Raw genomic sequence first — 26,974 nt, forward strand, 5'->3', positions numbered from 1 at the left:
GACCTGACATACTGATTGCCACCTTACCAAAAGCTACCAGAGTAGCCTCAAAACCTTATTATCAAGCATTAAAACTTCAGCCGATAAAAAATTACAAAGCCCATTTGGAAATTTAAGAGGTTAGAAATCCTGATAAAGATAATCTATTAACTTTCTATTACCCTCACAAACCTCAACCCTCACTGCAATCTCAGCACCTGTAGCTGCCGCTGATAGCAATATAGAGAACCATGCTTTTTTAATTTCAGAATCAAGTGTAAATTCATAGTACTCATTAAGAGAGCCATTACACGAATCTTCTTTTAACCGGAACTTTACAGATTCACCACTGGGGTAAATTCTATCGACCAGGCCCACATTAGTCACAGCAAACGACTTTGCCGAGAGAATAAGAAGAAACAATAAAATGGATGATTTTTTCATACCAACCTCAGAAACACCAAACAATAAACCAATCAACTTTCACCTGCGCACCCCATCAATAGCCTGAGGCTCACATACAAAAATCCATTTTATTTTTAGGTGAAAACTCAATTACGATAAACATCTACTTATATCGCTTTAACATGCTGAGATAAGTTTTCCACTCTAACGTTCGCCATCCCGCAAGAACTTTATGCAGCAAGCACTAAAGACATCACCATACCTTTCATCTCCGGGTCCTATCTATTGACAAACACTGACTTTATCGTAAAGACAGCTAGCGGCAGTAGGCATAGGGTAAATTGCAAAGGTACCGTTAGATGCCAGCCTAGCCCAAGGAGAGGCATCGGAAATAAATGGACCTTCATAGGCGACCGCCGAAACGCTTAAAAAAAACATACCTAAAAATAAACACTTCTTAAGTCCACTCACTATTAACACCTTACACCATTACTAAAACAGTAAAATCACTTGTAACGAACGAGATAACAGACGAATCACACTCAATCCAACCCTCACCTCAACAGCCGAGCCTGTACCCTAAGAATCAATCTATCCACAGAGAGCCATATAACGCCAATACTTTACCCTGAACCCAATTATTTAAAATTTACTTCGCTCAGAACTACCTCCAACTAATTTTTTCTCAATCGACCAATAGCTCGAGAGACAACAAAGGTAAAGTAGATAAGTGCCCAACCCACTAATATAAAATTTTGAGCAGAGGGATCCACAACCCCCTTTTTTATTAAAAGGATCGGCAATGGAACCAAAAAGAAAACGCAAAGCAAGAATATCGCAATAAATACAGCTTTTATAGGTCGCCCACCCCCCGAAAACAAAAATATTATCAATCTTATTAACGAAAAATACACAAGTAGATAGAAAGTATCCATCCCCAAACCTCACTCAAAATTACTAAGCACCGTAGTCCCACTTGAAAAACCCTCAACAATAAGAGCATCTCTTCCGACCTGATTAATTGCCGGTTCAAAATCCATGGGATCATGTTTATAAAATAAAGGCCTAACTTTATTGCCTAACGAATTAACCTTAGGAACACCTCGAATCAATCCACCAACCGAAGTCCCGAGATCAATACCGCTATTAAGTAAGACACCAATTTCTTTACTACCGGTATAATCAACTAGGAGCTGCTGTGAAACACTATCTGTACCTCGCCATCCAGCTTGAATATTGTCGACTCCTTTTAGGGCAATTAAACTTCCAACTGTGCAAGTTACTGCTCCAGCACAGATAGTGGTTCCGAGTATTACTTGCCCCATACCACCAATCACTTGGCCAGCCTGCAACAACTTATCAATATTCTCTTGCATGAGCTCTTCATTTAACTCAAAGGTTTTCGCTAAATCTGAGCTATAAGCATTAAACGCATATAGGAATGCCCCCGATGTCGCTCCATTGGCAAATTTTCCACCGGTTATTTCAGAAACCGTTCCACTGACAACACCAGAAGCGATACTTTCCGCAGCAATATTATCAAAACTCAGGATTCCTGGCGTTGCTAACTTTGTAAGACCCGCACTGGCAAAGCCATGCCCAAATTTGCCCCCTTGAAGGATAGACATCACGCCGCCCACTGAACCTTGGGCGACAACCAGTTTGGCAAAGTTGCTCGGTGAGAGGTAAAGGTTTTTACCTGCTTTTATCGCATATTGCCCCACTTCAGTAACTTGCATCTGTTCAAAGCCTTTTGCTACCCCATAGAAGGCCATAGCACTAACCCCGCCCATTAGCGCTCCCTTAAAAACATTACCTCCATTGACTCCAGCACCAATACCGCCAGCAATAGCGCCATACACAAAGCTCTGCCACAAACCAGGGCCTAACCATGGCTGCCAAATTGTCAGTGCAATACCAACAATCGCACCTATATACGGTTTGACGCTCTTCCACAGCTTATCTAAGAAGTAGCCACTAGGATCACTAGCATTCAGCGGGTTATTGCGCACATAGCTATAGCGGTTATACATCTGCGTATCTTTAGCGGCCTGAATAAATGGGTCCGCCTGCATAAAGCGCCCCAAACGCGGATCATAGATACGGCCATTCATATGAATCAGCCCCACCTCATCCAGCATTTCATGACCAGTGTAACCACGGGTGGTGCGGCTGTGATCGAAGTTTGAAAGTGCAGTCAGGGATAACGCATTCCAATTGGCGCTATTGCGGCGCTGCCCCCAGGCATCGAAGGACATTTCCTGCACCACCTTACCGGTTTTATCGGTAATCAGGTCCATGGAGCCCAGGTGGTCCTTGTAGAAGAACAGCTTATCGGTAGAGAGGAGCTTGTAGTCCTTGTCAGTTTTTACGGTATAGACCGCCGTACCCACTAAGTGACGCTTCCACTCGATCTCATTGGGCTTACTGGACTTCTGGATACGCTCAATACCGCCGATATACCAGGTCTCTGTCACTTCCCCGTTACTACTATTGGTGTCCTTGCGGTAGTAGCGGCTATGGCTGGGGCCATAGAGGAACTCAGTAGTGTTATTTCCCTTTTTAATCAGGGAGGCTTTATCGAAGGTGGTGTAGCTAATAGTACGGCCACCGTCGAAACCATCGGAGGTCATATTGCCATTGAGGTCATAGTTATAACTAACGCCTCCGGCGGTTGTTACCGCATGGGGGCCAGCACCATTTTCACCATAAACATAATCTCCCACACCGGCTTTGTAGGTGATATTGCCGATAGCGTTATAGCGGATATCCTGTTCAGACGTACTTAAGCCACTACAGTTGACGTTGCTGCTACCTATGTGGGTTTTAATCAAACGGTTGAGCTTGTCATAGCAGAAGCTCTCACGCAGATCCTTGCTTCCGCTCTGGTTGTGACGGCTGGTGAGATTGCCGAGGGTATCCCACTGGTAGCTGATATCTTGGATACCAAAGGCGCCCAATACCGTAGAGATCTGCTTTGTTAGGCGGCCGCTGGCAGCTTCGTAAGTAAAATTAGACGTTGCACCGTTACCCAATAGCTGCTCTTTCAGTTGGCCGCGAGCGGTCTGGGCTTTCACTTCCTGAATCAGGTCTCCAGTGGCCAGGTCTACCACCTTGTAGAGATATCCATAGGCATTGTAGAAATTCTGGGTCCCTGATTTACCACCATCGAGCATGCTATCGAGCGCATCGTAGCTGTATTCGACACGGCCATGGCCATCAAATACCGTGGTGGTGACATAAGAGGGTTGTGTACCAGCCCCATCAAAGTCCACCGCCTGGATATGATTTCGGCCTACCTGGTCATACTCGTACACCGCCTGATATCCAGAGACGCTGTCCATAACCATCTCCACCTGGCCTAAGCCATTGGTGGCACTGTCATAGAACCAGGAGACATCGCTAGAGAATTTAGAGGAACCCTTGGGTTTTTCAATGCGAGTGGACTGTCGACCCAATAGATCATAGGTTAACTCTACGGTGTGGCCATTTGCATTGGTTTGCTTTTTCAACTCACCAAAGCCGGTATATTCGTAGTGCCACTCTCCCTTATCCGGGTCGTCCATACGGATTTTGCGGCCAAGGTCGTCATATTCGATCGTGACCACAATGGGATAACTGAGACCGTCGCCCTCATCGATATGTGCACCGGCAGTATTCGCCTTGCCCCAGGATTTGGCTTTGTGCAAATTGCCCTGGCTGTCGTATTCATAAGTCAGTCGACCATCGATAGCATCAATGACTTCAACCAACTCACCAGCCACATTTTTGATCTCAGTTTTTTGCTGGCCTTTATCATTGGTGGTGATCGTCTTAAGGCCACTATAAGTGATGCTGGACACTGAGCCATCTGGCGCAGTCACACGGCTCGGGCGGCCGAGCAGGTCATACTCCATTTTGGACCATAGGCGGGTATCACCAGAGAAATAAGGCTCACTGGCAAACTTCACGCGGCCCAGGTTATCGTATTCTTTATCGGTATAGATTTTACTGTTGAAGCCCTTGGTTTCAGTCCGTATAGAGCGCCCCAGTGCGTCGAAGTATTCCCTACTCCAGCTACCGGTACTGCTATGAGTGGTCACCATATATTGTGCACCGGCCGGACAGGCGATAACACAGCGCTCATAGTCCGTCAGTTTATCCGCGCCGGTATTACTCTGACTGATGGTTTCACGGCCGAACTTATCGTAGGCAAACCCGGTTTCCAGCCCATTCATCCCCTTCACTTCCAGCGGTGCGCCAAAGTGATTGCGGGAAACTACCCTTTCGGTTAGGTGATCGAGGGCATTGTAGCTTTCAAACACATAGCGGCCGGAAAGGTCATACACCGTTCTTGCGCTACGAGCGGCTTCGCCGGGAGCAGTTACCGTCTTCTTATTAACGTTGCCAAAATTGTCATACTCATAAGCGGTAGTCTGCTTGTATTCTGGCTTATTAGGCTCAATAACCTCGGTTTTTAAAAGGCCGTTGAGCACGCCCGATGCATAATAAGTAAAGGCTGATTCGCGGATATGGCTGGGCATACCCGGGCGAGTACTGGTCACTTTTGTTGCAGTTAGGCGGCCCTTTTCTTTTTCCCAGACACTGCTGCCATAGGTATTTTCTGTTTTCTTAATAAACTGATCGCCGGAGATGCCGTCTTTTGTGACAACGTCGATACTGAGCGCATTGCCATAGGCATCGTAGCTGTTTGTGGTGGTAACGCTTTGCAGCAGTTCTCCCTGGGTGCTACCGGCATCCTTCAGGTCATAAGTTTCTTCCACCGCTTGATAAATATAAGGTTGATAAGGCGGCAGTGGTTTCCCGCTACCATTCCAGCCCTGTAGGCGCCAATTATTGCTCGCCCGGCTTAGCAGCTGCCCATCGGCAGTGCGGGTTTCGGTCTTAAGTGGCATGCCCACAAAGGGGAAGTCCTGACGGTAGGTGGTTTCCGTCACTACGCCGGTTTGGTTATCGGTAGTGCTGATTTTCTGGAAACCCAACATACCCCGGCCAGCGGCCTGGAGTTTCATCTGATGGTAGTGGTAAGAAACCGAGCTGAGGGCAGACTGGTCAACAGAACCCGGGGCTGCAGTGGCGGCAGGGGCAGAACTTTCCACCTTAGCAACCAGGTACATGGGGCTCAGAATATCCAATACCGGCTTATCTTTACCTAAGGTGTGACTATCCGCAGGCAGATCCCAATCGCCATTCAGTGCGGTATAGAAAGCATCAATGCTGCCTTCCGTTGCTACATCCAAACGAGTGTAAAGCTCGTCGTAGCGCATGTTCTGATAAGTAATATTGGTAATATTACCAAGGCCATTATCAATCTTATTAATTACATTGCGCGGAATATTCTTATATTGAGAATCGCGGGTATTATCCAGGCGGGTGTAAACGATACCACTAGAAGCATCATAGCGGTGATAATCGGCTTCTCCATCGCCATTCGTGTCCGCAAACCATATCATGTCATTAGAAGCTATAGTGCCACAATAAGTAGCACTGCCCGAGCAATCAGAGAGATGATCAAAAGGTCTGCTATCGGAAGAGTCAATAAACTCGCCGGCATTTTGATCAAAGTAGCGAACTTTCACATCATTCCAAGGAGAAGAAACCGGCCAGACGAAATCCTGATAACCATCGTTATTCAGGTCTACAAATGAGCCCCTGCTACTTCCTAGATATCCCAGATCCTTAAAGCCTGTGCCAGTGCTGAGCATGCTATAAAAGCTACCGGAATTTCCAGGGTAGGCAATATCCGTGAGGCCATCGCCATTTATATCTATAGCAATTGGGCTTTTTGAAGTATTCGTCGTCGAGAGCACGCCGATAGAGCGGAATTCCTTCGCTTCTTGATCAAATACGGCGGCTTCGAATCCAGCGGAAGTGGCCACCAGAATATCCATAGCGCCATCACCATTAAAATCGCCCAAGGTATCGGGCAGACGTCCGCTGGACTTCATACTGGCAGCGCCAGAAATATTCAATGGGTAACTGGTGTATTCATCACTAAATTTATAGTAATTTTTAATTGACACCTCTCTCCCTGCCGACTCTAAAAGGCGTACAACAACTTTCGCTCCAGAACTGCTGCTGTAGCTAATAGAAATATAATCGGCCAGGCCATCACCGTTAAAGTCGGCAAAAATGACATCTTTATTGGTTCTACGGGTAGTAATTGGCCTGGAATCCAATTTCCAGCGCTTGCTCGCGGTATCGTAACGACTTAGATAAACAAGCCAAGTGTTCGCAGGGAGACCACCATAATTGGAGCGTGGGTCATATATGGCCAGATCATGGCGACCGTCACCATTAAAATCCAATACCCGGATAGCGAAGTCTTCACCAACATTAGCGCCGGTAAAGTACTCAGAAGTGAACACGCCGCCGGTAAAGTCCTGCTTTACAAAAACTGAACCATATGAAATCGCATATTTAACGCGAATATCCGTATCGTTCCCATCATCATCGTACCCTTCGATCCAGACAATATCCTGCTTACCATCACCGTTAAAATCGGCGTACTTGTAATCAGATAGGAAACGGTGCTTAGTGGGCGAGAAATCGATAGCTTCCCACTTCTCTCCAAATTGGTGCCATGGCGCCTGTAGCCATTCGAAGCTAATCGCGGGAAGGCAACTAGAACCTACGCACTCCTGTATGGATGTCAGCAAGGAAGTTCGATCATTATAATTTTCCTTGGGAATGAAGGGCAGAACTGGGTTATACCCCAGATTGTACTCACGAATTACTTTACCATTAGAGCTGGAGGTAATTTTTTCCAGGCGCTGAGTGGTTTTAAGTTCATAGCCTGCGGTATAGCCCCGAAGGTGCTCTGGGCGGTCTTCATAGAAAAATCTTACTTCCGCTTCATAGGAGCCCGAACCATAGGCATAGCGGATAGACCGAACTCGGTGCCCTGACTCCGAATCACCCTCATACAAAAACTCGATTGGATTACCAACACTATCCTCAAAACGATTCTGTGCCCAAGTGAGTACATTGCTCCCTGCAAGTTGCTTGGAATCACTACTATTCCCGTAGTAACTGATCGATCCATCTTTACGTTCCACTTTAAAATAAGACGGCTTACCAAGGCTGCCACCTATTGATGTGACTATGGCAAAAGAATCCATCTCAGTTTTATATACCGCACCAACTGCGCCATATTGAGAGTCACTAACTTGTATTAGGCGCTGACCATCTAAGCAGAATCGATCGGATTCGGTCCAGCTAATAGGCCGAGCATTACCATCAATTGATAATGTCTGGCGGCAGCGGGAAATTCCAGAAAGGCCACCAATAGCCCAACCTTTACCAACCAGGCCGTTGCCACCACTACTGCTATAGTTCAGAGAAATTTCTGGTACAACTCCTGCTGTACCTGCAGCTGTTGCGATTGGGAAGGAGTAGGTTGCCGCGCCGGATTCATTGACTCGGAATTGCCCACCAGAAGCCCCAGCCATATTGGGCGATTGGATAGTGGCTGGAGTGGAATATTCACCAAAAGCACCGGATTCGTCTGCATGAAAAACAAAGTCCCCCGCAGTGATATCCTCTCTGCCATCTTCATTCTTATCCTGTATCACAATAGAGTCGACACCTACACTGGCGAGGATTGCTGCCGCGTAAGCTATTGTGTCATCACTGTTATCGGTGGAGAGAGTTTGAATAAGCGCTGGCAAGCCATTTCCCTGTGCATGAATAATCAGAGGCATAGAGGCAAGAAGTAGCAAATCTGTTGCACCGTCACCATTAAAATCGCCAAATAAGGAAAGGTTTTTTTCTAATTTTTGAAGATTGGCAACTTCCAAATCGGTAAGAGTCGTCTCTAACGGATCTACATAACTTTCCTTGTCCTTGTTTAAGTACAAGACAAAATTAGGTAACTGCGGCATTACCAGAGGGGTAACAATATCTCCATGTAAAAGAACTAATGGACGATTATACTCAAAGTATAAGTCTTCACGGCCATCATCGTCGATATCACCCTGATAAATGGTATATCCATTTTTTTGAATCCCCGTAGCTGCAACTACTTTAGAAGAGAAAGCGGCACAAAAAGCCAACAGAAAAAACAACGAAATACGCATAAATATCTCTACAAAGACATCAACGGGGATTCAATCTATCAAGGCAAAAAATGGAGACTTATACCTTATAACTACGCTATAGAAGTATTATTTTCTAACTAAAACTTCTTAAAAATAAGCATCCCCGGATCACAGCAAACCCCTTTAAATACACTAATCCCGAGGGAGCGCGGAGTATAATAGGCGCATATTTTTTAAACAAACCAAAAACATGACCTGAAATTTATTTTGACTTCTCGGTCAACAAAAGTCGGGATGCAATTTCATTAAAATGGCGTTAGGGATAAAAAAAACCAAATTAACGCAATAAAAAAGAAAACAGTTTTAAAAATTAGGTATCAAAATGTGCAAGAAAAGTTCAAATTTTTATACAGCCTCACTCAAATAAATTACAAATCATAAATACTAGACAGTCTTGTTTTTAATAACCTGCACATCCTGCATCCCCCAAACAAGCAACAAGAGACTAAATAATGCGGACAACAGAAAACAGCACACCAATTAAAAATAAGAAATGAAATTTTGAGATGATTATAGAAAGCCCACTCAGGTGAATCGATAATCTTCGAGAAGAAATTAGAGAATCACAGGCTATTGACCCTGAGCAAGACTCAAATGTGAAGGGCAGTCACATTGACCAAGGAAATTGAGCAGCTAAGACCAATCAACCCCACTGTTTCATTATTAAAATTTATTGTCCCCTAGATAAATCTAGTATCTTAGGGCGATAAAGGTCTCTACCTCTGCAGGACAGGCCGAACCACTCCAGGCAACCAGCATCTAAAACTGTCACCACTGCCCCACCCTTTTGATCTTCACAAAAAGCGATATTGGTAGGGCGCTTCCCGCAAGTCGAAATGCGCTCAGCCACCCTGCCATCGTGATCTAAAACACTCACATCACCCTGACCAAATACGGCACAGTAAAGCCGGCCATCATCACCAAAAGCCATTCCATCAGGCCCAATAAATTCTTCTGGTGATCCCAGGTTAACATTGCCAAATAGCTCAGATTCACCGGGGACTGAGGAGCTGAGATCGTAGCGGTAGATATTTCCTGTTAGGGTTTCTGCCACATGCAGTAAGTCATCGGCATCAAATGCAATGCCATTTGGGAATAACAAACCCGTATCTACTAAGCGTAATACGCGGCCATTACGAGGGTCAATTTCAAATACCCGCCCATCATAATCACACTTTCGGAAGTCAGGGCGGATTGCCTGCCCCTCAACAAAGCTATCCGGATCAATGCCGGAGTCTGTCATATACAGCAAACCATTTCGACCAAATACCAGGTCATTGGGCCAAAGATAGGGGCGTTCTGCAGGTCCCTCATAAATATTGAGGACTGTCCCATCGGGCCTCATGCGTACCAGCTTTTTCCCCCCGCCTCCCGCTATCCAAAAATTGCCATCGCCATCGATCGCCATTCCATTGGGCCGCCAGCCGGGATGGCCGACCTGATGATATCCTCCTCGTATATCAATGCGACTAACACAATTCCGTGCGCTCGACATTTCAGCAACAAATACCTGACCATCAGGCAAACAGACCGGGCCTTCCGGTTCCTGCAAGTCACTGTTCAGCACACACCTTTCCATAGGATTTACCGTTGAATTCGATCTTCTCTGCAGAACAATTTAAGTCGCTCTACTTTTTTACTCATCGATTATTTAAATAATCATTACAGAGATATCTCAAATTCTTAACATTTACTCGCCGCTACCTTATGAGGATCATGCAATTTTGGTGGAGTGGCATTACCCCCATGCTGCTCTAGCCACTCACACGCATGGATAATATCGTCAGCAAGGCCTTCAATCGCATTCAGATTAAGGTGTGGGCGCACTACAATACGCAAGCAATTTACCGATTGAGCATTAGGCGGCATTGAATAGGCGGATAATACCCAGCCGCGTTCACGTACCTTGTCAGATATATCGTATTCATTGAAATTGGTATATTTAGAATTCAGGGTCATCGACACTACAGGAATACGCTGGGTTTTATTCATAATTTCGAAGTAGCCGCTTTCTACCAGACGATGGCGTAATTGCTGCGCATTCGCCAAAGTGTGCTGCATAATATCTCTATAACCTTCGAAACCGAGACGAATAAAGTTGTAGTATTGATAGGCAACCGGTGATGCATTCCGGCTGAAGTTCAAAGTTGCCGTGGGCATCTCTCCACCCAGGTAATTGACATAAAACATCAGATCTTCATCAAAAACGGAACGCTCTCGAAAAATCACCCAGCCTAGCCCCGGTGGCACCAAGCCAAACTTATGCCCCGACGCATTAATAGATTTCACCCGCGGCAGGCGAAAATCCCATTGGTAGTTGGGGTATAAGAACGGGTTTACAAATCCTCCAGAGGCGCCATCAATATGCATTGGGATATCATGACCTGTTTTCTGCTGGTAGCGGTCTAACCAGTTATGGATAGCGCGAAAAGCGTCGTCTTCTCCTGTGAAAGTCTGCCCGGCAATCGCCACCACCGCGATGGTATTTTCGTCTACCAGATCATCCAGATGTTCGCTATTAAAGCGGTAATGCCCGGGCTTTAGGGCTGCTATGCGCGGTTCCACATCGAAATAGCGCATAAATTTTTCCCAGACAATTTGAACATTGGCCCCGGTAACCAGATTTGGCTTGGAAGCATCCCTGCCGGCCTTCTCTCTCTTTTTGCGCCAGTTCCATTTATGAGCCAATCCCGCCAACATACAGGCCTCAGAGGATCCTATAGTTGCAGCACCATAGGGCTCCACTCCTTTAGGCCCATTCCACAGTTGATGCAGCCAGCGCACCATACGCGCTTCCATAGCAAATAACTGCGGATACATATCGTGGTCGATATAATTTTTCAGGTAATGTTTTTTAGCGACATCGAAAGCTTCTGGCTCGGTAAATGTAGTGACAAAAGAAGAAAGATTCATGGCTGGCTTGGCATCAGACCAGGTCTCACTGGTAACAATCGCCTCCGCCGCATGCGCAGAGATACTCCCCCTGGGGAAATGATCCTCGGGGATATCCTCATTGTATTCATCGAAAAACATATCGAATGGCGACTTTTGCTTCACGACCGACCTCCTTGTCACTCGTTAATGTCTGAAAAAGATTGCTGCTTATGCCCACCCTCTTTACGCCAGGAAGGCTTACGCAAGTAGAAAATAAATAGCGGAATAGTCACCGTAATAACAATCCCGGAAAAGACCAAAGCTACATACAGTCTGGGGTCACTCACTGACAGCTGCTGAGGAGGAAAAAAGGACACCAACAGCGCAAAAGAAACTGCAGCCATGCCAGTGCCTGCAGTAATCCAAACGCCGGTGATACCACCGGGAATTTTAAAACCCCTGGGAAGGTCTGGCTGGGTGTAGCGCAAACGGATAACCGCAGCAAACATCATTAAGTACATAATGATATACAGGCTTATCGCCATAACCGAGATCAAAACAAAGGCGGTCGACACATTATCCACCAGGATATAAATCGATGAGATGAGCAAGACAATCAAGCATTGGGCGTAAAGGATATTTTTCTGTACGCCGCGAGCATTTTCCCGCTGAAACCAGGGGGGCAGCATGCCATCCTGAGCGGTGGCCAATAGCCCTCTGCTGGGACCGGCTAACCAAGCCAGGGCTCCCCCGAGGGCACCGTAAGCAATCAATCCCGCCAGAATCTGAACCGGCCAACCAATACCCAGCAACTGGGAAAACCCCTGACCAAACGCTGTGAATAACCCCGCCTCTATAGATATCTGTTGATAGGGAAGGATGGCAGAAATGGCGAGCGCCCCAAGCGTAAAGATCAGAAAAGAAACGGCAGCGGCAATGCCAATAACCACCGGATAACCACGGCGGGCATTGGGCATTTCGGAGACATGGCTGGCCTGGGCCTCAATTCCTGCGAAAGAGAGCAGTATCCCTCCAAGAAAGGCTACTGCACCGAGACCGGTAATGTGGGGAAACCAGCGTGGGTGTACTTGCCCATCTTCCCTTACAGCTACAGCCGGGTCGGTAGCGGTTTCCCAGCCCAAGGGGTTTCCCATCACCACCCAACACACTGCCAGAGCAATAAGAATCAAACAAGGCATTAATGTGCCCACCAGGAATCCATACTTGGTGACTACCACCAGAAATCTGGTTCCCGAAAGGGCGACAGCAGTGGCGATAAGGTAGGCAACAATACAGAAGCCGCCGATATAGTAGGTATTACTGGCGAGATTCTGCTCTCCGAGCGCATAAGCAATAGCGGCTGCGGCAAACCCCAACTCGGTGGGATACCAGACCACACACTCCACCCATTGCAACCAAATAGCGACAAAACCCATCTTGGGCGTAAAAGCCTCTCCCACCCAGGTATAAACACCGCCGGTGCGGTCGGAGAAAGCACTGCCCAGTTCGGCTGCCACCAGTCCAGCCGGAATCAAAAATAAAAGGGCGGAAATGCCGATGTAGAAAAACATCGTCATCTCCTCCTGCGCCATCATGGGCAAATTGCGAAGGCTGGTTACGATCGTTGCCGCGGTGAGAAAGCCTAGAGCGCTGGCAGAGAATATTTTACGGTTGGATATATCTGGCTGCTGCGATTCGTCGATGTTACGCCTCACAGCTACCCCCCCCACTCTATCGGATTAGGCACTTAGCGAATGACTATCTGCCAGTGTAGATAAGCTAGACAATGACTTAAGATGTAGAAAATCCAAAAATACTAGTAGGTGCCAACTCTATTTAAAATCCGCCTATTACCCCGGCACACCGTGCTTGGTGTAAATATCGAAACGCCCTGACTTCCCTTCAAAAGAAAGCATTGGCTTTTTATTTGCAAGATATGGTGCCAGCTTGGGACGTTTGACCACGGTGCGGTAATAACAGGCCCTGAGAGCTGGCTCTAGCAGATCATCCGCGTCCAGGTCCTCTCCAACCAGATGATGAAAAGCCACCATCTCTTTTTTTACCTTGGCACTTTTGCCCCGGGGCGGAAACATGGGGTCCAGATAAACAACCGGCCAAGATTCCTCACTCTGCTGGGCCAGCCAGTCTGCGGCCGGTGCAACATCATCGGCCAGAGATAAAAGCCCAACAATGGCGGCCAATTCCGGGTCGGCAGTGGCAGCCTCCTGCAATCGCCGCAAGCCATCCTGAAGGAGCAAGCGCACAACCGGATTGCGCTCAAGCATCTTCACTTCGCAACCCAGGGTCGCCAACACAAAAGCATCACGGCCCAACCCGGCAGTGGCATCCAACACGCGAGGGTAAAAACCAGGGCGCAAACCCACGGCCTTGGCAACTGGCTGGGCTTTACCCCCACCATATTTGCGTCGGTGCGCCAAAGCCCCACCAACGAAATCAACAGAAACTGGCCCCGGTGCTTTGCGCCCGGTCGCACAGAGTTGCAACTGCTCTCCACAAGCTAATACTTGGGGAACCTCATTAATTTCGCTGGGGGAAGCAACACCCAAACAGGGAAGGTTGAGTTGACTGGATAATTCCTGGGCGTTGGGCAGGTCTGCGGAAGTCGTCGCAATAATGGCCAAGACTGGACTCACCGGCACTCCATATAACAGTTAAACGGTGCGCGATGCTAACCCGGATTTTTTAACCATGCCAGGGCTTCAGGATAATCATTTAGGGGGAAAGGCCGAACCTCCGCACTGATAAAATGGCAAACCAGGTGCGGCATAAATTTCAGAACCGGATTGTCTGACACCACCGCAATCCTCTGGATATGCTTCTCGTGATTATGTACAAAGCGAAAATGCGAGACCATCGCGACAAAATTTTCCCAGCCGGCAAAATCTTCAGCGTCAATCAGTAAACCCTCTATCCTGCCCTGCTCGCGAATAATCGGATCTATTTTTTCTGCCAGCTGATGAAAATCCTCTGCGGTAAATTTTCCACGCGGCCGAACCTGTAAAACGGTATGTCCCTGTAGCCACTTATGTTCGATCATTTTGTACAGGTTGCGGGCCGCCTCAACAGGTGGCCCGCAATATCTCCTTATTAACTGAGTATCTAATAATCCTTTTACTAGGGCTGGTCTTCGTTGTTGTCCACGCCCTGATCCATCTCACTATCGCCATCCGGTGTAGTGCTATCCATATTGTCTGCACCTTCCACAGCTTTCTGGGCCTCATTGGCAGCATCTTCCGCTACGCTGCCCGCTGGGGTATCTGAACCTGCATTAGGAGTATCTGCAGAGTCCCCTTCTGCACCAGGCTCACCAGGACGCCCACGAAGAGCACCTGCGGCGCCAGCATCCCCAGCATCCCCTGTCGATCCAGCCCCCATAGTATCCGGGCCTTCCCCACTGCTGGAGCCACTCCCCCCAGGCGGTGTTGGGTCTGTCTGCCCAGAGCCCTGTGGCATCTGTGCATCGGGGTTACCCATACCATCTGGTGGCGTGGTAGTACTATTGGGAGTAGTTGAATCACTTCCGCTGCCAGGTGGCTTGGAACTGTCATTCATCTGCTCACTATTGGGAGTGTTCATCGAATCGTAGGCTTCCTTGGCCTTATGTTCGCCGCTACGCGACATAAAGTATCCGATGATCAGCAGCAGGATGATCAGTGGAATCAATAGCTTCTTCATATATCGACCTCTCGACCCCAGGCAGTTACAAGAATTGCGCTCTTGCTTGGCCAGCCCCCAGGGTTCTGGGAACCTACTTCCGCGCGATAATCGCTGGCCTTGCAGCCTCTTGACGCCGAAGCAAAGGAAGTTCAACTTCAATCGGCCAAAGAAGGTGGCGCCAATAATGATAAGAATAACCCGGCATGTGGGTTCTTCAAGGCACGGGGGTTACGCAGAAGAGTCTGGATTGCTGTAACCGGCCCGCGACTTACAACCGAATATTCTAATGAGTGTGGCCTTTTGGAGAAATCAGCCTTGGGAGCTGAATTCGTTGAGCTCAGCCAACAGTGCCTCAGCCTCCGATTCAACAACTGCGGAATCACAGCTCTGCAACTGCAACCTGCCGTAGCTATCGAGCCTGGCAAAAATCAGATAGCGCTCGCCCTTTTCAAGCTTCTTGTCGCAATATTCCAATCCCAGGCGAAAGGTAATTTGGTCCGCCACAATACCTTTCCAGACCTGGCCTGGCACCGCAGAATAGACATAACCTGAAATCGCCGTGACACCCGGCTCCGACAGCGCGCTGTCTACATCCCGGTGAATACCTATGACCTCCACCTGTGCCACTACGGCAGCCGCGCCAAATCGGACCTCCAGGTTAGTGCTGGATTCCGCCATTTCCTCCTGCCAGGCAAAAACCTGGATGGCCACTAGCACCAAGGCAAATACCCATAAGGATTTCCATTTGAACAGGCGATGACTCACGGCTTTGCTCCACTATTTACTTATTAGTAGATGTAGAGATAGCACAGCCAACCAGCCAATCGCCGGGTTTTTTAACCTTCAGCTATGCACCGGAATCATTTGTCGGAGCAAAACTTATATGGGTGCAAAAAACGTCCGGGGTGTCCGCTAGAACCTTGTGCAACTCAGTGCCTAATAGAAATCGAAAGGAGAGAATTTATACAGAGGGAAGAGTTTCAACTGGAATCTTATTAGCTGAAAAAGAAAAGTAACTTCACTGCGTACAAGACTTCCACCTGGGCTTGGGGTTATCGAGACGCAGTGATTGACAGTGCAGCCGTTTACCCGCTGCACAAAGTGTTTACAGAGGCAGTAACTCCAACTCAACACGACGGTTGGCCTGACGGCCAGACTCAGAACTATTGCTGGCCAGCGGGTAGCGCTCACCATAACCAACAGCCTGTACGCGGCCGGAAGAAACGCCGTTATGGCTGAAGAAGCTCGCCACAGAGTTAGCCCGCTGCTCACTCAGGGACTGGTTATACACGTCGGAACCAGTGCTGTCGGTATGGCCACTCACGCGGATGGCGGTCTTATTAAACTCTTGCAAAACTACCGTTACGGATTCGAGCGTGTCATAGAAATCCGTGCGAATATCTGAGCGATTGGAACCAAAAGTGATGTTGCCCGGCATGATCAGGCGAATGTTGTCCCCTTCACGTTGGACTCGTACACCACTGCCTTCCAGACGCTGGCGCAAAGCCATTTCCTGGCGATCCATGTAGTAACCGATACCGCCACCAATCGCGGCACCGCCCAGAGCACCAGTCAGAGCTCCCTTCTTGCGGTCTTTCTTACTCGCTGTTGCCACGCCGACAATAGCACCCGCTACGGCACCTATTCCGGCCCCCTTGGCGGCATTACTGGTTTTGCTTTCACCGGTGTAGGGGTCCAGGGTGGAACAGCCTACCAGTGAGCCCATAGCGAGAATTGCTACCCAATGTTTCATTATTGGTTCTCCTAACGCACTTTTAATAAATGGGTATCGGGACGCACTGAACCCAGTGCTCCATCACAGTGCCGGCATTATCCAGCTAAAAGCTGACCGGCGGCTGAATCAACCCAACCAAATTATGTGAAGATTACGGCGAAGCCATTACCAGTTCTATTGACCAGTCCCCATTGCAAGCATCGAGTTTCCAGCTTGCGTCACTTTCGCACTAAGTTGCTGCACAAAAAGTAAACGCTGCAAACTTCTTCCACAGCTTCTGTGGATAACTTTGTGCATTAATAAACGAAGGTCCCCGCCAGGCGGCATTGACTCTCGCTTACAGCGATTTGTTTATTTTTTAAACTCTCTAGTTTTCTCTTTAAAAACAATGAGTTATAGGCGACGAAAAAATTATGTATCAGCTGGGCCGATAAATACTAGAGCGCCAGTTAGCCCACTATTGAGTGTGGAAAAGTTTGTCAATAGCAAAGACGATACAATACAAATTTTTTTAGACGCTTTAATACTTAAGGCAGCGCCGAAGTGACATCGAGTTATTTTCAATAAATTTTGGCGATGCCTGTCGACATAAATTTCATCAAAGCCGGCAAATTTGTATTTCTGCGCCAGCATATTATTAAGGCAATCAAGTAGCGTGCCCGCCTACTTTATTGCCCTGCTTTTAATGTTCCTCAGTAATGAGGGGGTTTTTCGTCGACTGGCTTGCCGCCAGCCTGCATTTCAAAGGTCAGCGCGCTGTACTTCTCTCCAAGCTCACGCATTCTTGCTACGACAGAGCGAATATCCGCATCTTGGCGCGCAATGACATCATTCAATTGAGAAATCGTATCTTCCTGAAAAGCCAAGCGAGTCTCCAGCTCGTCGATTCGCTCCATCAGTTTTAAAACTTCTTCTGTCATTTCAATAATCCGTACAGAGCCTCGACCAAACTAACCGCGCGCCGATCCATAAACAGGCTCTGTCCCAGTCGTGTAGTGATATAACCCACCCCCAGTCCCTGCTCCGGATCGGCAAAGCCGACGCTACCCCCAGCACCAGGGTGACCAAAACCTTGCTTTCCACCAAAACGCAGATCGGCCGCCTGAGCACTACGGATAAAGCCACAGCCAAAACTCACCTCAGCCTGCAATACTTTATCCCGCCCACGGCTCTGCTCTCGTGAAGCCTCATCGACCCATTTTTGCCCCAGGGTAATTGGATTTCCCCCCGCCAGGTCCCCGTAAACTGCGGCAAGATCCCGCGCACTAAAATGGCCATTGGCTGCAGGGATCAGGGCACCGCGCCACTCGGGGCTATTGGTGCCCATCATCAAGCTAACGGGGTTGCTAAACGCCATGGACACGGGGCCTTTGCGATCCTCTTTAATTGCCCGGCCAATGGCATTCTCACGCAACTCCGGCAATGGCTGCTTCAAAGGGCTCACATCGGCAATTCGGCTTGAACTATGCCCCAACGCACCAAAGCCGCCATCGAGATTGAGGGGTTTGGCTAGCATTTCCCGATAAAGTTCCAATAGAGGTTTTTCGGCAACCCGTTCGATCAGGCCGCCCAGGCTCCAGCCGTAGAGAAAAGGCGCATATCCCTGTTCACTACCCGGCTCCCACCAGGGGGCTGTTTCGGCAACCGCATCGCAGGCCGCTTGCCAATCGTAAATAAGGTTGTCTTTAACCCGCTCGTGAAAAGCGACCAAACCACTGCGATGGCTAAGTAATTGTCGCGCGGTGACAGATTCTTTGTGCTGTGCAAATTTCGGCCAATAGTCTGCAACCGGGCGATCCAGATCCAGTTTGCCAGCCTGCACTTGCTGCATAGCCAGCAGTGCCAGTACACCCTTACTGGATGAAAACACATTGACCAGAGTCTCTTCGGTAAAGGGTTGCTCCCCATCCCGATCGGCGCAGCCCGCCCACAGGGAGCAGATCAACTCGCCATGCTGGCGCACCGCGAAGGCGGCACCGGTATCTCCACACTCGCGAAAATTCTTGGCGAAAGCCTCGAACAGGGCTTCAAAACCGGGGGCGCAAAAGCCGTATATTTCCATGTATCTAGGTCCAAATAATTTGGGTAACTCTATTGCAGGTCCGCAAGGTTAGTTTCTTCCCCTCCCTGGCGCAAATCGTTACTATGCGCGTCCACAGCGAGGGATAGTTATGACTGAGCAAATCGCCATTCAGGATCAGATTCAAGGCAACCACTGTTTTGGCTGCGGGCCAGACAATGACCAAGGCCTGCGTATTAAAAGCTATTGGGTAGAGCCGGATAAGTCCCGCTGTCTATTCACTCCCAGCCCTTTCCACAATGCAGGGCCCGCTCAATATTTGAACGGTGGCATTATCGCCACAGTCATTGATTGCCACACTGTGTGTACCGCTATCGCCGATGGCTATCTGCAAGCTGGCCGCAAGGTGGGTAGCGGAGACAAGATCTGGTTCGCCACCGGCAAGCTGGACATAAAATACCTGGCTCCCGCCGCTATTGATCAACCAGTACTCTTGGAAGCCACCATTGTCGAGCGCGGCCCCAAGAAAACTATCCTGCACTGTGAACTCAGCAGTGACGGGCGCCTCTGCGCTAAGGCCGACGTAGTCGCGGTACGTGTACCCGACGAATGGTAATCCGCAAAAATTAGGGTTAGCGGGAGCCTCTGTGAGGCACCCGCAACCAAATCAAACCTCTTCCACTTGTAAAGACGGCTCGAGCCGGTAACCACAAAACTTGCAAAACTCAGCATCTGGATCATGGATGCTGCGGCCGCAGTTATTACAGCGGTGATGCTTGCGTTCACGATGCATTTCACCGGCCAACTCAGCAGTCAAAATTCCGGTGGGTACAGCGATAATTGAGTAGCCAATCAACATGGTCATGGCCGCTATCGCCTGACCCAGTGGCGTCTGTGGAGAAATATCCCCATAGCCAACCGTGGTAATCGTCACAATGGCCCAGTAAACACTGGTGGGAATACTGGTAAATCCATTTTCTCCCCCTTCGACCACAAACATCAATGATCCGAAGATAACGCACATCACTAGTACGCTGGAATAAAACACCAGGATCTTTCGCCGGGCCAAACCCAGGGCCCGCAGTAGCAGGTTGGCATCCTGTAAATAACGCACCAGCTTCAATATCCTGAAGATTCTCAACACCCGCAGCAAACGGATTACCAATAGGTAGGTTGCACCGGTATACAGAAGAGCCAGATAGCTGGGCAGAATTGCCAGCAGATCAACAACACCGTAGAAACTGAAAATATACTTGCGTCTGTTTACTGAACAATAGATACGGGCGGCATATTCCAGAGTAAACAGCCCGGTAAAAAGCCATTCCAATGTGATCAGAAGCGTGCCGTAACGGTCAGCTATTGGTCCAATTGAAGCCAGCAGTACCAGTCCCACACTAATTAAAATTGCCCAGATCAAAAACACATCAAAGTTGCGCCCTGCGGGCGTCTCGGTGCCAAAGATCACTTCATTGAGCAGTTTGCGACGTCCAGTCAACGCCATGGATCAACCTCTTCTACCATCTACCAAGGATTTGCGCTCAAATTTTACCTGCTGGGGGCTGGTGGGTCGCCCCCTATTCCACCCTCATCCAGATATTCGGCCGCGACCTCTTTGACTTCCCCCACGCCTCGGGCACAATCGCGCCCCAGTTACCCTGTGCAACAATTTTTTGGAGAGCGCCCAACCATGGCCAAGGAGAACCGTCTCGTTTATTCCACCGACCGCGGTCGTATCAAAGAAGAGCCCGCAGCAGAGAAGCGTCACCAAGGTGATGGGATTGTGCGCATCCAAAGAGAGACTAAAGGACGCAAGGGCAAAGGGGTTACCTGTGTGCGTGGCGTGGACGGCACCGATGGTGAGCTGAAGTTACTACTGGCGGAATTGAAAAAACGCTGTGGCTGCGGTGGTGCCCTGAAAGACGGTGTGATCGAAATCCAGGGCGACAAGCGCGCGGAAATCAAAGCGCTATTGGAATCCAAAAACTACAAAGTGAAGCTTGCCGGCGGATAGAGCCTGGTGACAACTCATTAAATACCAACAGGCTCTAAACCGCTTGCAGGAGACGTAAAGGATTCACTTCCAGCTGCCCTTCTCTATGCAGACAACGTTGCAGCAGGGCCGCCAGCTGGATTTGATAGCGCTCCAGAATTACCGTACTTGCATAGTTACAGCGGGACTCCATAGTACGCACCACGGCCAACGCCTCCTGGTGGCGCTGCGGTAGCTGTTGCAATGGCTCGCGTTTTGCCTTGATACAAAGTGCGCTATCCAAACCCTGGGCTTTTAATAGCTCAGAAGACTCCACTGTGGCAAAGGTCGCATCCAGCTCTCGAGCGGAGAGGGCCAGGTATTTCTGTACCAATTCCCGCTCGGCAAGACCTGGGGATAAGCGGCGTGAGAATACAGAGAGACTGGTACTGTAGCCCGCAAGGCGCTCAAGGTGTGTGGCCAGCGCGTCGTAGGCAGCCAACTGGCTAAGCATTCCCCTAGCCTGCTGGCGCTCCCGTGCCGGCATAGCGACTAAAGCCAAGCACAACCGTTGGTAAAACACCGAATAGATCTTCTGCAGCTGACGCTCGATTTCCTCCAACTCAGACCGCTTTAACGCCGATGCTTCCTGCGCCGCTGCGAGGCTTGCGCTATTCAGAGAGTATTCCTGTGGATCGATACGCACCTTGGCCCGAATCAGCGCCGCGCCAAGTTGCACTGACACCATAAGCTGACGTGTGTTCTCACGTTGTTCCCGGAGTTCACGCAGCTCAATGAGCTTGCTCCTTAGCCAATTGATACTGGCCTGTAAATCCATCGCCTGCATTTCCTGAGTCGCAGGCCTGCGAAGTGGCAGCAGGTTGAGCGGCGGCAGACGGTTAAAATAAACATCCAGGATCTGTAGCGCCTCCTCCGCTTCGCGACTGGCACAAAGTAATCGGCGATTCTCCACAACCTGACAGTCCGACGCGCCAGCCTCCCCGCTGACCTCACTGGCCAACTTGGGAAAATCGGCAAAAAGCTCCGTGCAGCCAAGCTCCCGTTTTAGACGCCCACTAATATTGCGCTTTTGAACCACCTCAATACGCTGTAGATCCGCCGCCTCAAAAACATCCCAGGGATCACTGGCCTGAGCCATCGCAAGCTCAATGGTATTACTGGTTTCCTCATCCAGATTGTTCAGTGTCCAGGCTACAGCAGCAGGGATATTTTCAAAGCACTGCCCCACTGCCGAGGCCTCGCGGGCAGTCTCGGCAACCATTAGGTCGGCATGCACCAGGCGATGCCAGTTCCCGGCAAATTCGGCAAAAGCCCCACTGCCAATCAAGTCGGCAGCCCAGAAATCAGCCCGGCATTCCAGATAGCGTGCGCTACCCCGAGTGACAATACGGTGCAGATTTTCGAGCCGCTCAATCAATGGCAATAGAAAGTGGCCACAAGTTGCCAGTAATTGATGTAAGGATTTCAGCGGACCCGGTTCCCCGCTTCGGTACAACACACTTCGATCATTTTCCAGTGCCCACTGCATCAGCTCCAAGCGCCTAACACCATCTAACACCAGCCAGGCCAGTAGCCCATTGAGTTTTCCCTGATAAAAGCCAAGGCTGCGTGCCACTAACGCCAGGGTATCGCGGCCACTAAGGGAAGCCACACTGGCCAGGCCCATGTTTAACCGCAATTGCTGACGCATCACCTCAGAAAACCTGGGCTCGCAATAAATACGAGCGTCTGGACTGACTATCAGCTTCTGCACCCTGGGCAGTTTCGTTGCACTAGACAATTGCTCAAGTAAGGGCAATAAATCTTGGTTGTCCGCTTGCTTCAGAGGGACTTCGCCAGGCCTTGGACGCATTTCTCGAGGGAGGCAAAAATAAGGCAAAGCGACCAGTAACAATAAAAAAATAAAGACTGCCGCCCCCCCTAGACTGATGAGTAAAGTGCCACCAGTTAACTCCCCCTGCCAAACTGCCAAGGGTGTTTGCCAGAGCAGTGCACCGGCAGCATAAAGACACAGAGCTGCCAAGCCGATAAAAAAAGTAGGTACCGTTAAAGCAGGGAGTAATCCGAAAAGCACTCGCCAACCCACTGTAGCCAGCTGCGTTTTTCTATTGCCGAAGAACGGCCTCTTTTCATCGGCTTCAGACTCTGTTGCCTGTGGTTTGATCTTTTCAGAATCCAGAGGGGGGGCAACGCTTCCTTTGGCATTGCTCACCGAAAGCGATTTCTCTACCTCTTGCGCTCGTGCAGTCCCAGCCTTGGATACACCTGCCGAGGCCGTACTTGTCGGCATCTTTTCTGCTGCATTGGCCTTGCGCCGTTGGGCCACTTTGATTTTTGCAATCAGCTGTTGGTTATCGAACTTTCCCGCAGGGCAAACCTCGGCACGAAGACCGATCTTGTGCAGCTTGGCCCTGTACTCCAGGGCCTGTGACGATGCCAGTCTGTCTTTAATCACCCAGCCTTTTAACAGTAATCTGCGAGCCTGAGCCTCAGGAACCGAAAATAGTTTGGCGATATCCCGAGTCACAGCCCCTGCTTCTTTGGCGTGGAGTGTCCTTCCCGTGGAAACCACCTGGTATAAATCCTGGCCCGCCATTCCCTTCTCCTGTCACCAAGTGACACTTATTGTCACATTCTTATCATCTTGCGCGCAGGGTAAAAGATTCGGAGAAAAACAGGTGCGCACCAGTTCTCAGGAAGCTCTTCAAAAGAGAGAAATTGGCAGGAAAGGTGGCAAAGTGCACAGTTTTAACGGCACCTTGCCAGTAACTCGTATTGTTAACGCTTAGGATTTGGGCGCGAAGATTTGATAGGCCCGATCGGCGAGCTCGGGAATGGTCAATCCATTTTCCCTAGCTTTAAACCAACTGTAGGTATGGCTCAAAGCACCAACCATAAGTCGGCGCACCACTGTGGCATCCCCACCTGGGCAACGGGCGGAATTGATCGCATCCAGCCATATTTGCTCGTACTCATCGCGCAGCAACAACACCTCTTTCTGGCTTTTGTCTGACAGACTACGCCACTCCATTACCAAGATGGAAAAGCCCGGCACCGCCCGCTCGTGAATCGCCTCAAGCTCAGACTGGATACAGGCCCGCAGCCTTTCCTGAGGTGACGCGGCCTGCTCCACCGCACTACGCATACGAGCACTGGCGAAAATAGTTACCTCCTTCATCACCTCGCAGAGAATCTGCTCTTTGCTGGAGAAGTGATGAAAAATACTGCCAGACAGAATGCCCACTTCCGCCGCCAGGTCTCGCACAGTAGTACGTGAAAACCCCTTTTGCTCAAACAGGCGCGCGGCAGCATTGAGCAATCGCCCCCGCGGGGAGGCCGGGTCTGTAAGCTCTCCTGCCTTTACCAGGGTTCCAATAAGTTGCTGTGGCGACATAGCACCTTGCACCTCTACCACCACTTGTGCGCCCTCTTGCACGAAACACTCCCAATTCTTTGCTTTCTTTTTTGCTTTGTTTTGCAGACTAATCGGCAACCTAACAATCACACAATCAAAAAGGCGCCAACCCTTGAATACCAAGCGCTTGCTTGGTAGCGTTAAGCTATTCTGCGTTTTCCCACACGCAGGCGCAAGCGCCAACAAGAACAATAAAAACTGAATAGGCCTTAAAGGCCCAAGAAAAGGAAACTTTCATGCGCTATCAAAGCCAGCTGCGCTCAGGCAGCTTTAGCGAGCAAACCTATATCGTCACTGGTGGCGGCAGTGGTATTGGCCGTTGTATCGCCCACGAACTGGCCAGCCTCGGCGCCCATGTTGTATTGATTGGGCGCAAATTGGACAAGCTGGAAAGGGTTGCCGGTGAAATCAATAACGATAGTGGCGAGTGCAGTTTGTTCAGCCTGGATATTCGCGATGAAGAGGGTGTTCAGGAAACGGTTGGGCAAATTGTCCAGGCCCGAGGCCAAATTCATGGATTGGTGAACAATGCCGGTGGCCAGTTCCCCTCCCCCCTTGAGCAGATCAACACAAAAGGCTTCGATGCTGTTGTACGCAGTAACCTGCTTGGTGGATTCTTAATGTCCCGCGAAGTTTTTGTGCAGTCGATGAAACAACATAGCGGCAGTATCGTAAATATCACCGCAGATAACGCCGGCGGTATGCCAATGATGGGCCATTCCGGTGCCGCTCGCGCAGGCATGGAAAATATTACCGAAACCGCTGCATTGGAGTGGGCGCCTTTTGGCGTTCGAGTTAACGCCGTGGCGCCAGGCTATATTCTTTCCAGCGGTTTTGATACTTACGACCCCAAATTCCTGCGCGAGCTACTACCGGGCTTCCGCGACAGTATCCCCCTCTACCGATTGGGAGAGGAAGCGGAAGTTAGCGGGGCCGTGTGCTTCCTGCTCTCCGATGCGGCCAACTATATTACCGGGCAAACCCTGCGTATCGACGGTGGCTCCAGCCTCAAGCACCACTCTCCCCTTTGGCAGCCACAAGCCGCGAACAACTCTAAACGCTTTAACGGATTCCATCGCAAACGCCGGCCTCAAGTTGTGGAAGAGTTGGAAGCGGAGGGCAAGCTCTAATGCAGCCGATTGATTCCCAGCTCGACAACCGCTCGGCAGAATTCAATGACAACCAGGCTGCCATGCTGGAACAGATCAACCAGTTTCGTGAAGCTGAGCAACGCCCGGTTCAAGCTGAAAAAAGTAAGGCGGCCCGCTATCGTGAACGGGGCTGGCTGCTGCCACGGGAGCGCCTCAATTTGCTCCTCGACCCCGGCGCCCCTTTTGTTGAACTGTGCTCCCTCGCCGGCTATAAATTGTTTGACGACCAGGACGGTACCGGTGCGGGTGGCGGTGCCATTTGCGGCATCGGTCAAATCAGTGGTCGACGCTGTATGGTTCGGGTTGATAACTATGCCGTAAAAGGCGGCACCATCTCACCAGCCGGGATGGATAAAGCCCTGCGAATGCAGCGGATCGCTCTGGAAAATCATTTGCCGGTAGTCGCCCTGGCGCAAAGTGGTGGCGCCAACCTGATGTACGCCAGCGACACTTTTGCTCCCGGCGGGCGGGGTTTTGCCAACCAGGCGCGAATGTCCGCCGCCGGTATTCCGCAAGTTACTGTGGTACACGGCGGCGCTACTGCCGGCGGCGCCTACCAGCCGGGCCTGTCAGATTATGTCGTTATGGTGCGCGGGCAAACCGGCATGTACCTGGCTGGGCCGCCGTTGCTGAAAGCAGCCACCGGTGAAATTGCCGATGCGGAAAGCCTCGGCGGAGCGGAAATGCACTGTACCGAGTCCGGCAGTGGCGATTACTTAGCAGAGAACGACGCCGATGGTATTCGCATAGCAAGAGAGATTGTTGCCGCACTACCCTCACCCATTAAAAGCTCAGTACAAAAAGATTACCGAGACCCACTGCACCCTATCGACGACCTGCTCGGCCTGATTCCAGCAGACAGCAAAAAGCCCTACGACGTGCGCGAAATTCTAGCTCGTATCGCCGACGGCTCCGCCATGCTGGATTTCAAGCCGGAATTCGATCGACAAACCGTGTGCGGCCATATTCGTATCGAAGGCTTCCCTGTGGGAATTATTGGGAATAACGGCCCGATCACCCCCAAGGGCGCCAACAAGGCCGCGCAGTTTATTCAGTTGTGCGAACAGAGTGGCACGCCACTACTGTTTTTGCATAACACCACCGGATTTATGGTGGGTACCGAGGTGGAGCGCAACGGCATCATCAAGCACGGCGCCAAAATGATTCAGGCCGTGGCCAATGCCAGCGTACCAAAACTCAGCATTGTCGTAGGCGGCTCCTATGGGGCCGGCAACTACGCCATGTGCGGTCGCGGATTCGATCCCCGCTTTATTTTTGCCTGGCCCAATTCCCGCACCGCCGTGATGGGCGCAGCCCAGGCCGGCAAGGTAATGCGCATCGTCACCGAGCAAAAAATGCAACGCAGCGGCAATGTGGATGAGGCGGTATTAGACAAATTGGAAAACGACACCAGCGCATTTATGCAGGGCAATTCCGATGCTCTCGCCTGCAGTGCGCGCCTCTGGGATGACGGCATTATCGATCCCCGCGATACGCGCAAACTTTTAGGCATGTTGCTAGAAATTTGCAATGAGGCCGAACAGAGCAAACTCAACAAAAATACCTTTGGCGTAGCTAGGTTTTAATTCGAAAAACCTGGGCAACAAGGAAGTGCAGTTGCCCATTTA

At 49.9% G+C, this 26,974-nt stretch carries 19 protein-coding genes; 4 read left to right on the top strand and 15 right to left on the bottom strand.

Annotated elements, in window-relative coordinates; translation table 11 throughout:
* Nucleotides 1-120 precede the first annotated feature (120 nt).
* The 12 genes from ACJJIT_RS10515 to ACJJIT_RS10570 form a co-directional block, all read right to left on the bottom strand.
* Nucleotides 121-423: a hypothetical protein gene (locus tag ACJJIT_RS10515; RefSeq protein WP_444898325.1), complete on the bottom strand. Its 303-nt coding sequence runs from the start codon at nucleotides 421-423 to the stop codon at nucleotides 121-123.
* 905 nt (nucleotides 424-1,328) lie between these two features.
* On the bottom strand, nucleotides 1,329-8,462 hold the full coding sequence (locus ACJJIT_RS10520) for an FG-GAP-like repeat-containing protein (RefSeq protein WP_444898326.1): 7,134 nt from the start codon (nucleotides 8,460-8,462) through the stop codon (nucleotides 1,329-1,331).
* A gap of 691 nt (nucleotides 8,463-9,153) precedes the next feature.
* Entirely contained in the window at nucleotides 9,154-10,050 is an 897-nt protein-coding gene (locus ACJJIT_RS10525; RefSeq protein ID WP_444898327.1) for an SMP-30/gluconolactonase/LRE family protein, read from the bottom strand.
* Nucleotides 10,051-10,166: 116 nt separating this feature from the next.
* The gene (locus ACJJIT_RS10530) at nucleotides 10,167-11,540 is read right to left on the bottom strand and encodes a glutamate decarboxylase (RefSeq protein WP_444898328.1); all 1,374 of its coding nucleotides are present in this window, start codon (nucleotides 11,538-11,540) and stop codon (nucleotides 10,167-10,169) included.
* 14 nt (nucleotides 11,541-11,554) lie between these two features.
* On the bottom strand, nucleotides 11,555-13,072 hold the full coding sequence (locus ACJJIT_RS10535; RefSeq protein WP_444898329.1) for an amino acid permease: 1,518 nt from the start codon (nucleotides 13,070-13,072) through the stop codon (nucleotides 11,555-11,557).
* A gap of 135 nt (nucleotides 13,073-13,207) precedes the next feature.
* Nucleotides 13,208-14,011 (bottom strand): class I SAM-dependent methyltransferase, encoded by an 804-nt coding sequence (locus ACJJIT_RS10540; RefSeq protein ID WP_444898330.1) that lies wholly within the window; start codon nucleotides 14,009-14,011, stop codon nucleotides 13,208-13,210.
* Between the two features lie 35 nt (nucleotides 14,012-14,046).
* Nucleotides 14,047-14,415: a SpoIIAA family protein gene (locus ACJJIT_RS10545; RefSeq protein WP_252085700.1), complete on the bottom strand. Its 369-nt coding sequence runs from the start codon at nucleotides 14,413-14,415 to the stop codon at nucleotides 14,047-14,049.
* Between the two features lie 77 nt (nucleotides 14,416-14,492).
* Entirely contained in the window at nucleotides 14,493-15,053 is a 561-nt protein-coding gene (locus tag ACJJIT_RS10550; protein WP_444898331.1) for a hypothetical protein, read from the bottom strand.
* Nucleotides 15,054-15,344: 291 nt separating this feature from the next.
* Nucleotides 15,345-15,800, bottom strand: a complete 456-nt coding sequence (locus ACJJIT_RS10555) for a hypothetical protein (RefSeq protein WP_444898332.1) — start codon at nucleotides 15,798-15,800, stop codon at nucleotides 15,345-15,347.
* Between the two features lie 340 nt (nucleotides 15,801-16,140).
* Nucleotides 16,141-16,788 carry an OmpA family protein gene (locus tag ACJJIT_RS10560; protein ID WP_252085697.1) on the bottom strand — a complete coding sequence of 216 codons (648 nt, stop codon included), beginning with the start codon at nucleotides 16,786-16,788 and terminating at the stop codon, nucleotides 16,141-16,143.
* Between the two features lie 674 nt (nucleotides 16,789-17,462).
* Nucleotides 17,463-17,690 (bottom strand): SlyX family protein, encoded by a 228-nt coding sequence (locus ACJJIT_RS10565; RefSeq protein ID WP_444898333.1) that lies wholly within the window; start codon nucleotides 17,688-17,690, stop codon nucleotides 17,463-17,465.
* Nucleotides 17,687-18,832: a serine hydrolase domain-containing protein gene (locus ACJJIT_RS10570; protein WP_444898334.1), complete on the bottom strand. Its 1,146-nt coding sequence runs from the start codon at nucleotides 18,830-18,832 to the stop codon at nucleotides 17,687-17,689. Before ACJJIT_RS10570 ends, ACJJIT_RS10565 begins: the two co-directional genes overlap by 4 nt.
* A gap of 109 nt (nucleotides 18,833-18,941) precedes the next feature.
* Between ACJJIT_RS10570 and ACJJIT_RS10575 the strand changes: the two genes are divergently transcribed.
* Nucleotides 18,942-19,406, top strand: a complete 465-nt coding sequence (locus ACJJIT_RS10575) for a PaaI family thioesterase (RefSeq protein ID WP_444898335.1) — start codon at nucleotides 18,942-18,944, stop codon at nucleotides 19,404-19,406.
* A 51-nt stretch (nucleotides 19,407-19,457) separates the two neighbouring features.
* Here the strand turns inward: ACJJIT_RS10575 and ACJJIT_RS10580 are convergent, their stop codons facing one another.
* Nucleotides 19,458-20,291 (bottom strand): ion transporter, encoded by an 834-nt coding sequence (locus ACJJIT_RS10580; RefSeq protein ID WP_444898336.1) that lies wholly within the window; start codon nucleotides 20,289-20,291, stop codon nucleotides 19,458-19,460.
* A 186-nt stretch (nucleotides 20,292-20,477) separates the two neighbouring features.
* On the opposite strand from ACJJIT_RS10580, the gene yciH reads away from it, so the two are divergent.
* The gene (gene yciH, locus ACJJIT_RS10585; protein WP_252085692.1) at nucleotides 20,478-20,801 is read left to right on the top strand and encodes a stress response translation initiation inhibitor YciH; all 324 of its coding nucleotides are present in this window, start codon (nucleotides 20,478-20,480) and stop codon (nucleotides 20,799-20,801) included.
* Between the two features lie 34 nt (nucleotides 20,802-20,835).
* On the opposite strand, the gene ACJJIT_RS10590 is transcribed toward yciH, so the two are convergent.
* Nucleotides 20,836-23,376: a hypothetical protein gene (locus tag ACJJIT_RS10590; RefSeq protein WP_444898337.1), complete on the bottom strand. Its 2,541-nt coding sequence runs from the start codon at nucleotides 23,374-23,376 to the stop codon at nucleotides 20,836-20,838.
* A gap of 189 nt (nucleotides 23,377-23,565) precedes the next feature.
* Nucleotides 23,566-24,216 (bottom strand): TetR/AcrR family transcriptional regulator, encoded by a 651-nt coding sequence (locus ACJJIT_RS10595; RefSeq protein WP_252085690.1) that lies wholly within the window; start codon nucleotides 24,214-24,216, stop codon nucleotides 23,566-23,568.
* Between the two features lie 215 nt (nucleotides 24,217-24,431).
* On the opposite strand from ACJJIT_RS10595, the gene ACJJIT_RS10600 reads away from it, so the two are divergent.
* Together ACJJIT_RS10600 and ACJJIT_RS10605 are read left to right on the top strand one after the other, a co-directional pair.
* Nucleotides 24,432-25,325 carry an SDR family oxidoreductase gene (locus ACJJIT_RS10600; protein WP_444898338.1) on the top strand — a complete coding sequence of 298 codons (894 nt, stop codon included), beginning with the start codon at nucleotides 24,432-24,434 and terminating at the stop codon, nucleotides 25,323-25,325.
* Complete coding sequence (locus ACJJIT_RS10605) at nucleotides 25,325-26,932, top strand: acyl-CoA carboxylase subunit beta (protein WP_444898339.1); 1,608 nt, start codon at nucleotides 25,325-25,327, stop codon at nucleotides 26,930-26,932. The genes ACJJIT_RS10600 and ACJJIT_RS10605 overlap by 1 nt, the downstream gene beginning before the upstream one ends.
* The last annotated feature ends 42 nt before the right edge of the window (nucleotides 26,933-26,974 follow it).

The organism is Microbulbifer mixtoriginis (SeqCode) (assembly GCF_052467515.1).

Bases quoted from the DNA above. Each gene is read 5' to 3' on its own strand.
- ACJJIT_RS10515 (WP_444898325.1), bottom strand. From the start codon at position 423: ATGAAAAAATCATCCATTTTATTGTTTCTTCTTATTCTCTCGGCAAAG.
- ACJJIT_RS10520 (WP_444898326.1), bottom strand. From the start codon at position 8,462: ATGCGTATTTCGTTGTTTTTTCTGTTGGCTTTTTGTGCCGCTTTCTCT.
- ACJJIT_RS10545 (WP_252085700.1), bottom strand. From the start codon at position 14,415: ATGATCGAACATAAGTGGCTACAGGGACATACCGTTTTACAGGTTCGG.
- ACJJIT_RS10550 (WP_444898331.1), bottom strand. From the start codon at position 15,053: ATGAAGAAGCTATTGATTCCACTGATCATCCTGCTGCTGATCATCGGA.
- ACJJIT_RS10560 (WP_252085697.1), bottom strand. From the start codon at position 16,788: ATGAAACATTGGGTAGCAATTCTCGCTATGGGCTCACTGGTAGGCTGT.
- ACJJIT_RS10565 (WP_444898333.1), bottom strand. From the start codon at position 17,690: ATGACAGAAGAAGTTTTAAAACTGATGGAGCGAATCGACGAGCTGGAG.
- ACJJIT_RS10570 (WP_444898334.1), bottom strand. From the start codon at position 18,832: ATGGAAATATACGGCTTTTGCGCCCCCGGTTTTGAAGCCCTGTTCGAG.
- ACJJIT_RS10575 (WP_444898335.1), top strand. From the start codon at position 18,942: ATGACTGAGCAAATCGCCATTCAGGATCAGATTCAAGGCAACCACTGT.
- ACJJIT_RS10580 (WP_444898336.1), bottom strand. From the start codon at position 20,291: ATGGCGTTGACTGGACGTCGCAAACTGCTCAATGAAGTGATCTTTGGC.
- yciH (WP_252085692.1), top strand. From the start codon at position 20,478: ATGGCCAAGGAGAACCGTCTCGTTTATTCCACCGACCGCGGTCGTATC.
- ACJJIT_RS10590 (WP_444898337.1), bottom strand. From the start codon at position 23,376: ATGGCGGGCCAGGATTTATACCAGGTGGTTTCCACGGGAAGGACACTC.
- ACJJIT_RS10600 (WP_444898338.1), top strand. From the start codon at position 24,432: ATGCGCTATCAAAGCCAGCTGCGCTCAGGCAGCTTTAGCGAGCAAACC.
- ACJJIT_RS10605 (WP_444898339.1), top strand. From the start codon at position 25,325: ATGCAGCCGATTGATTCCCAGCTCGACAACCGCTCGGCAGAATTCAAT.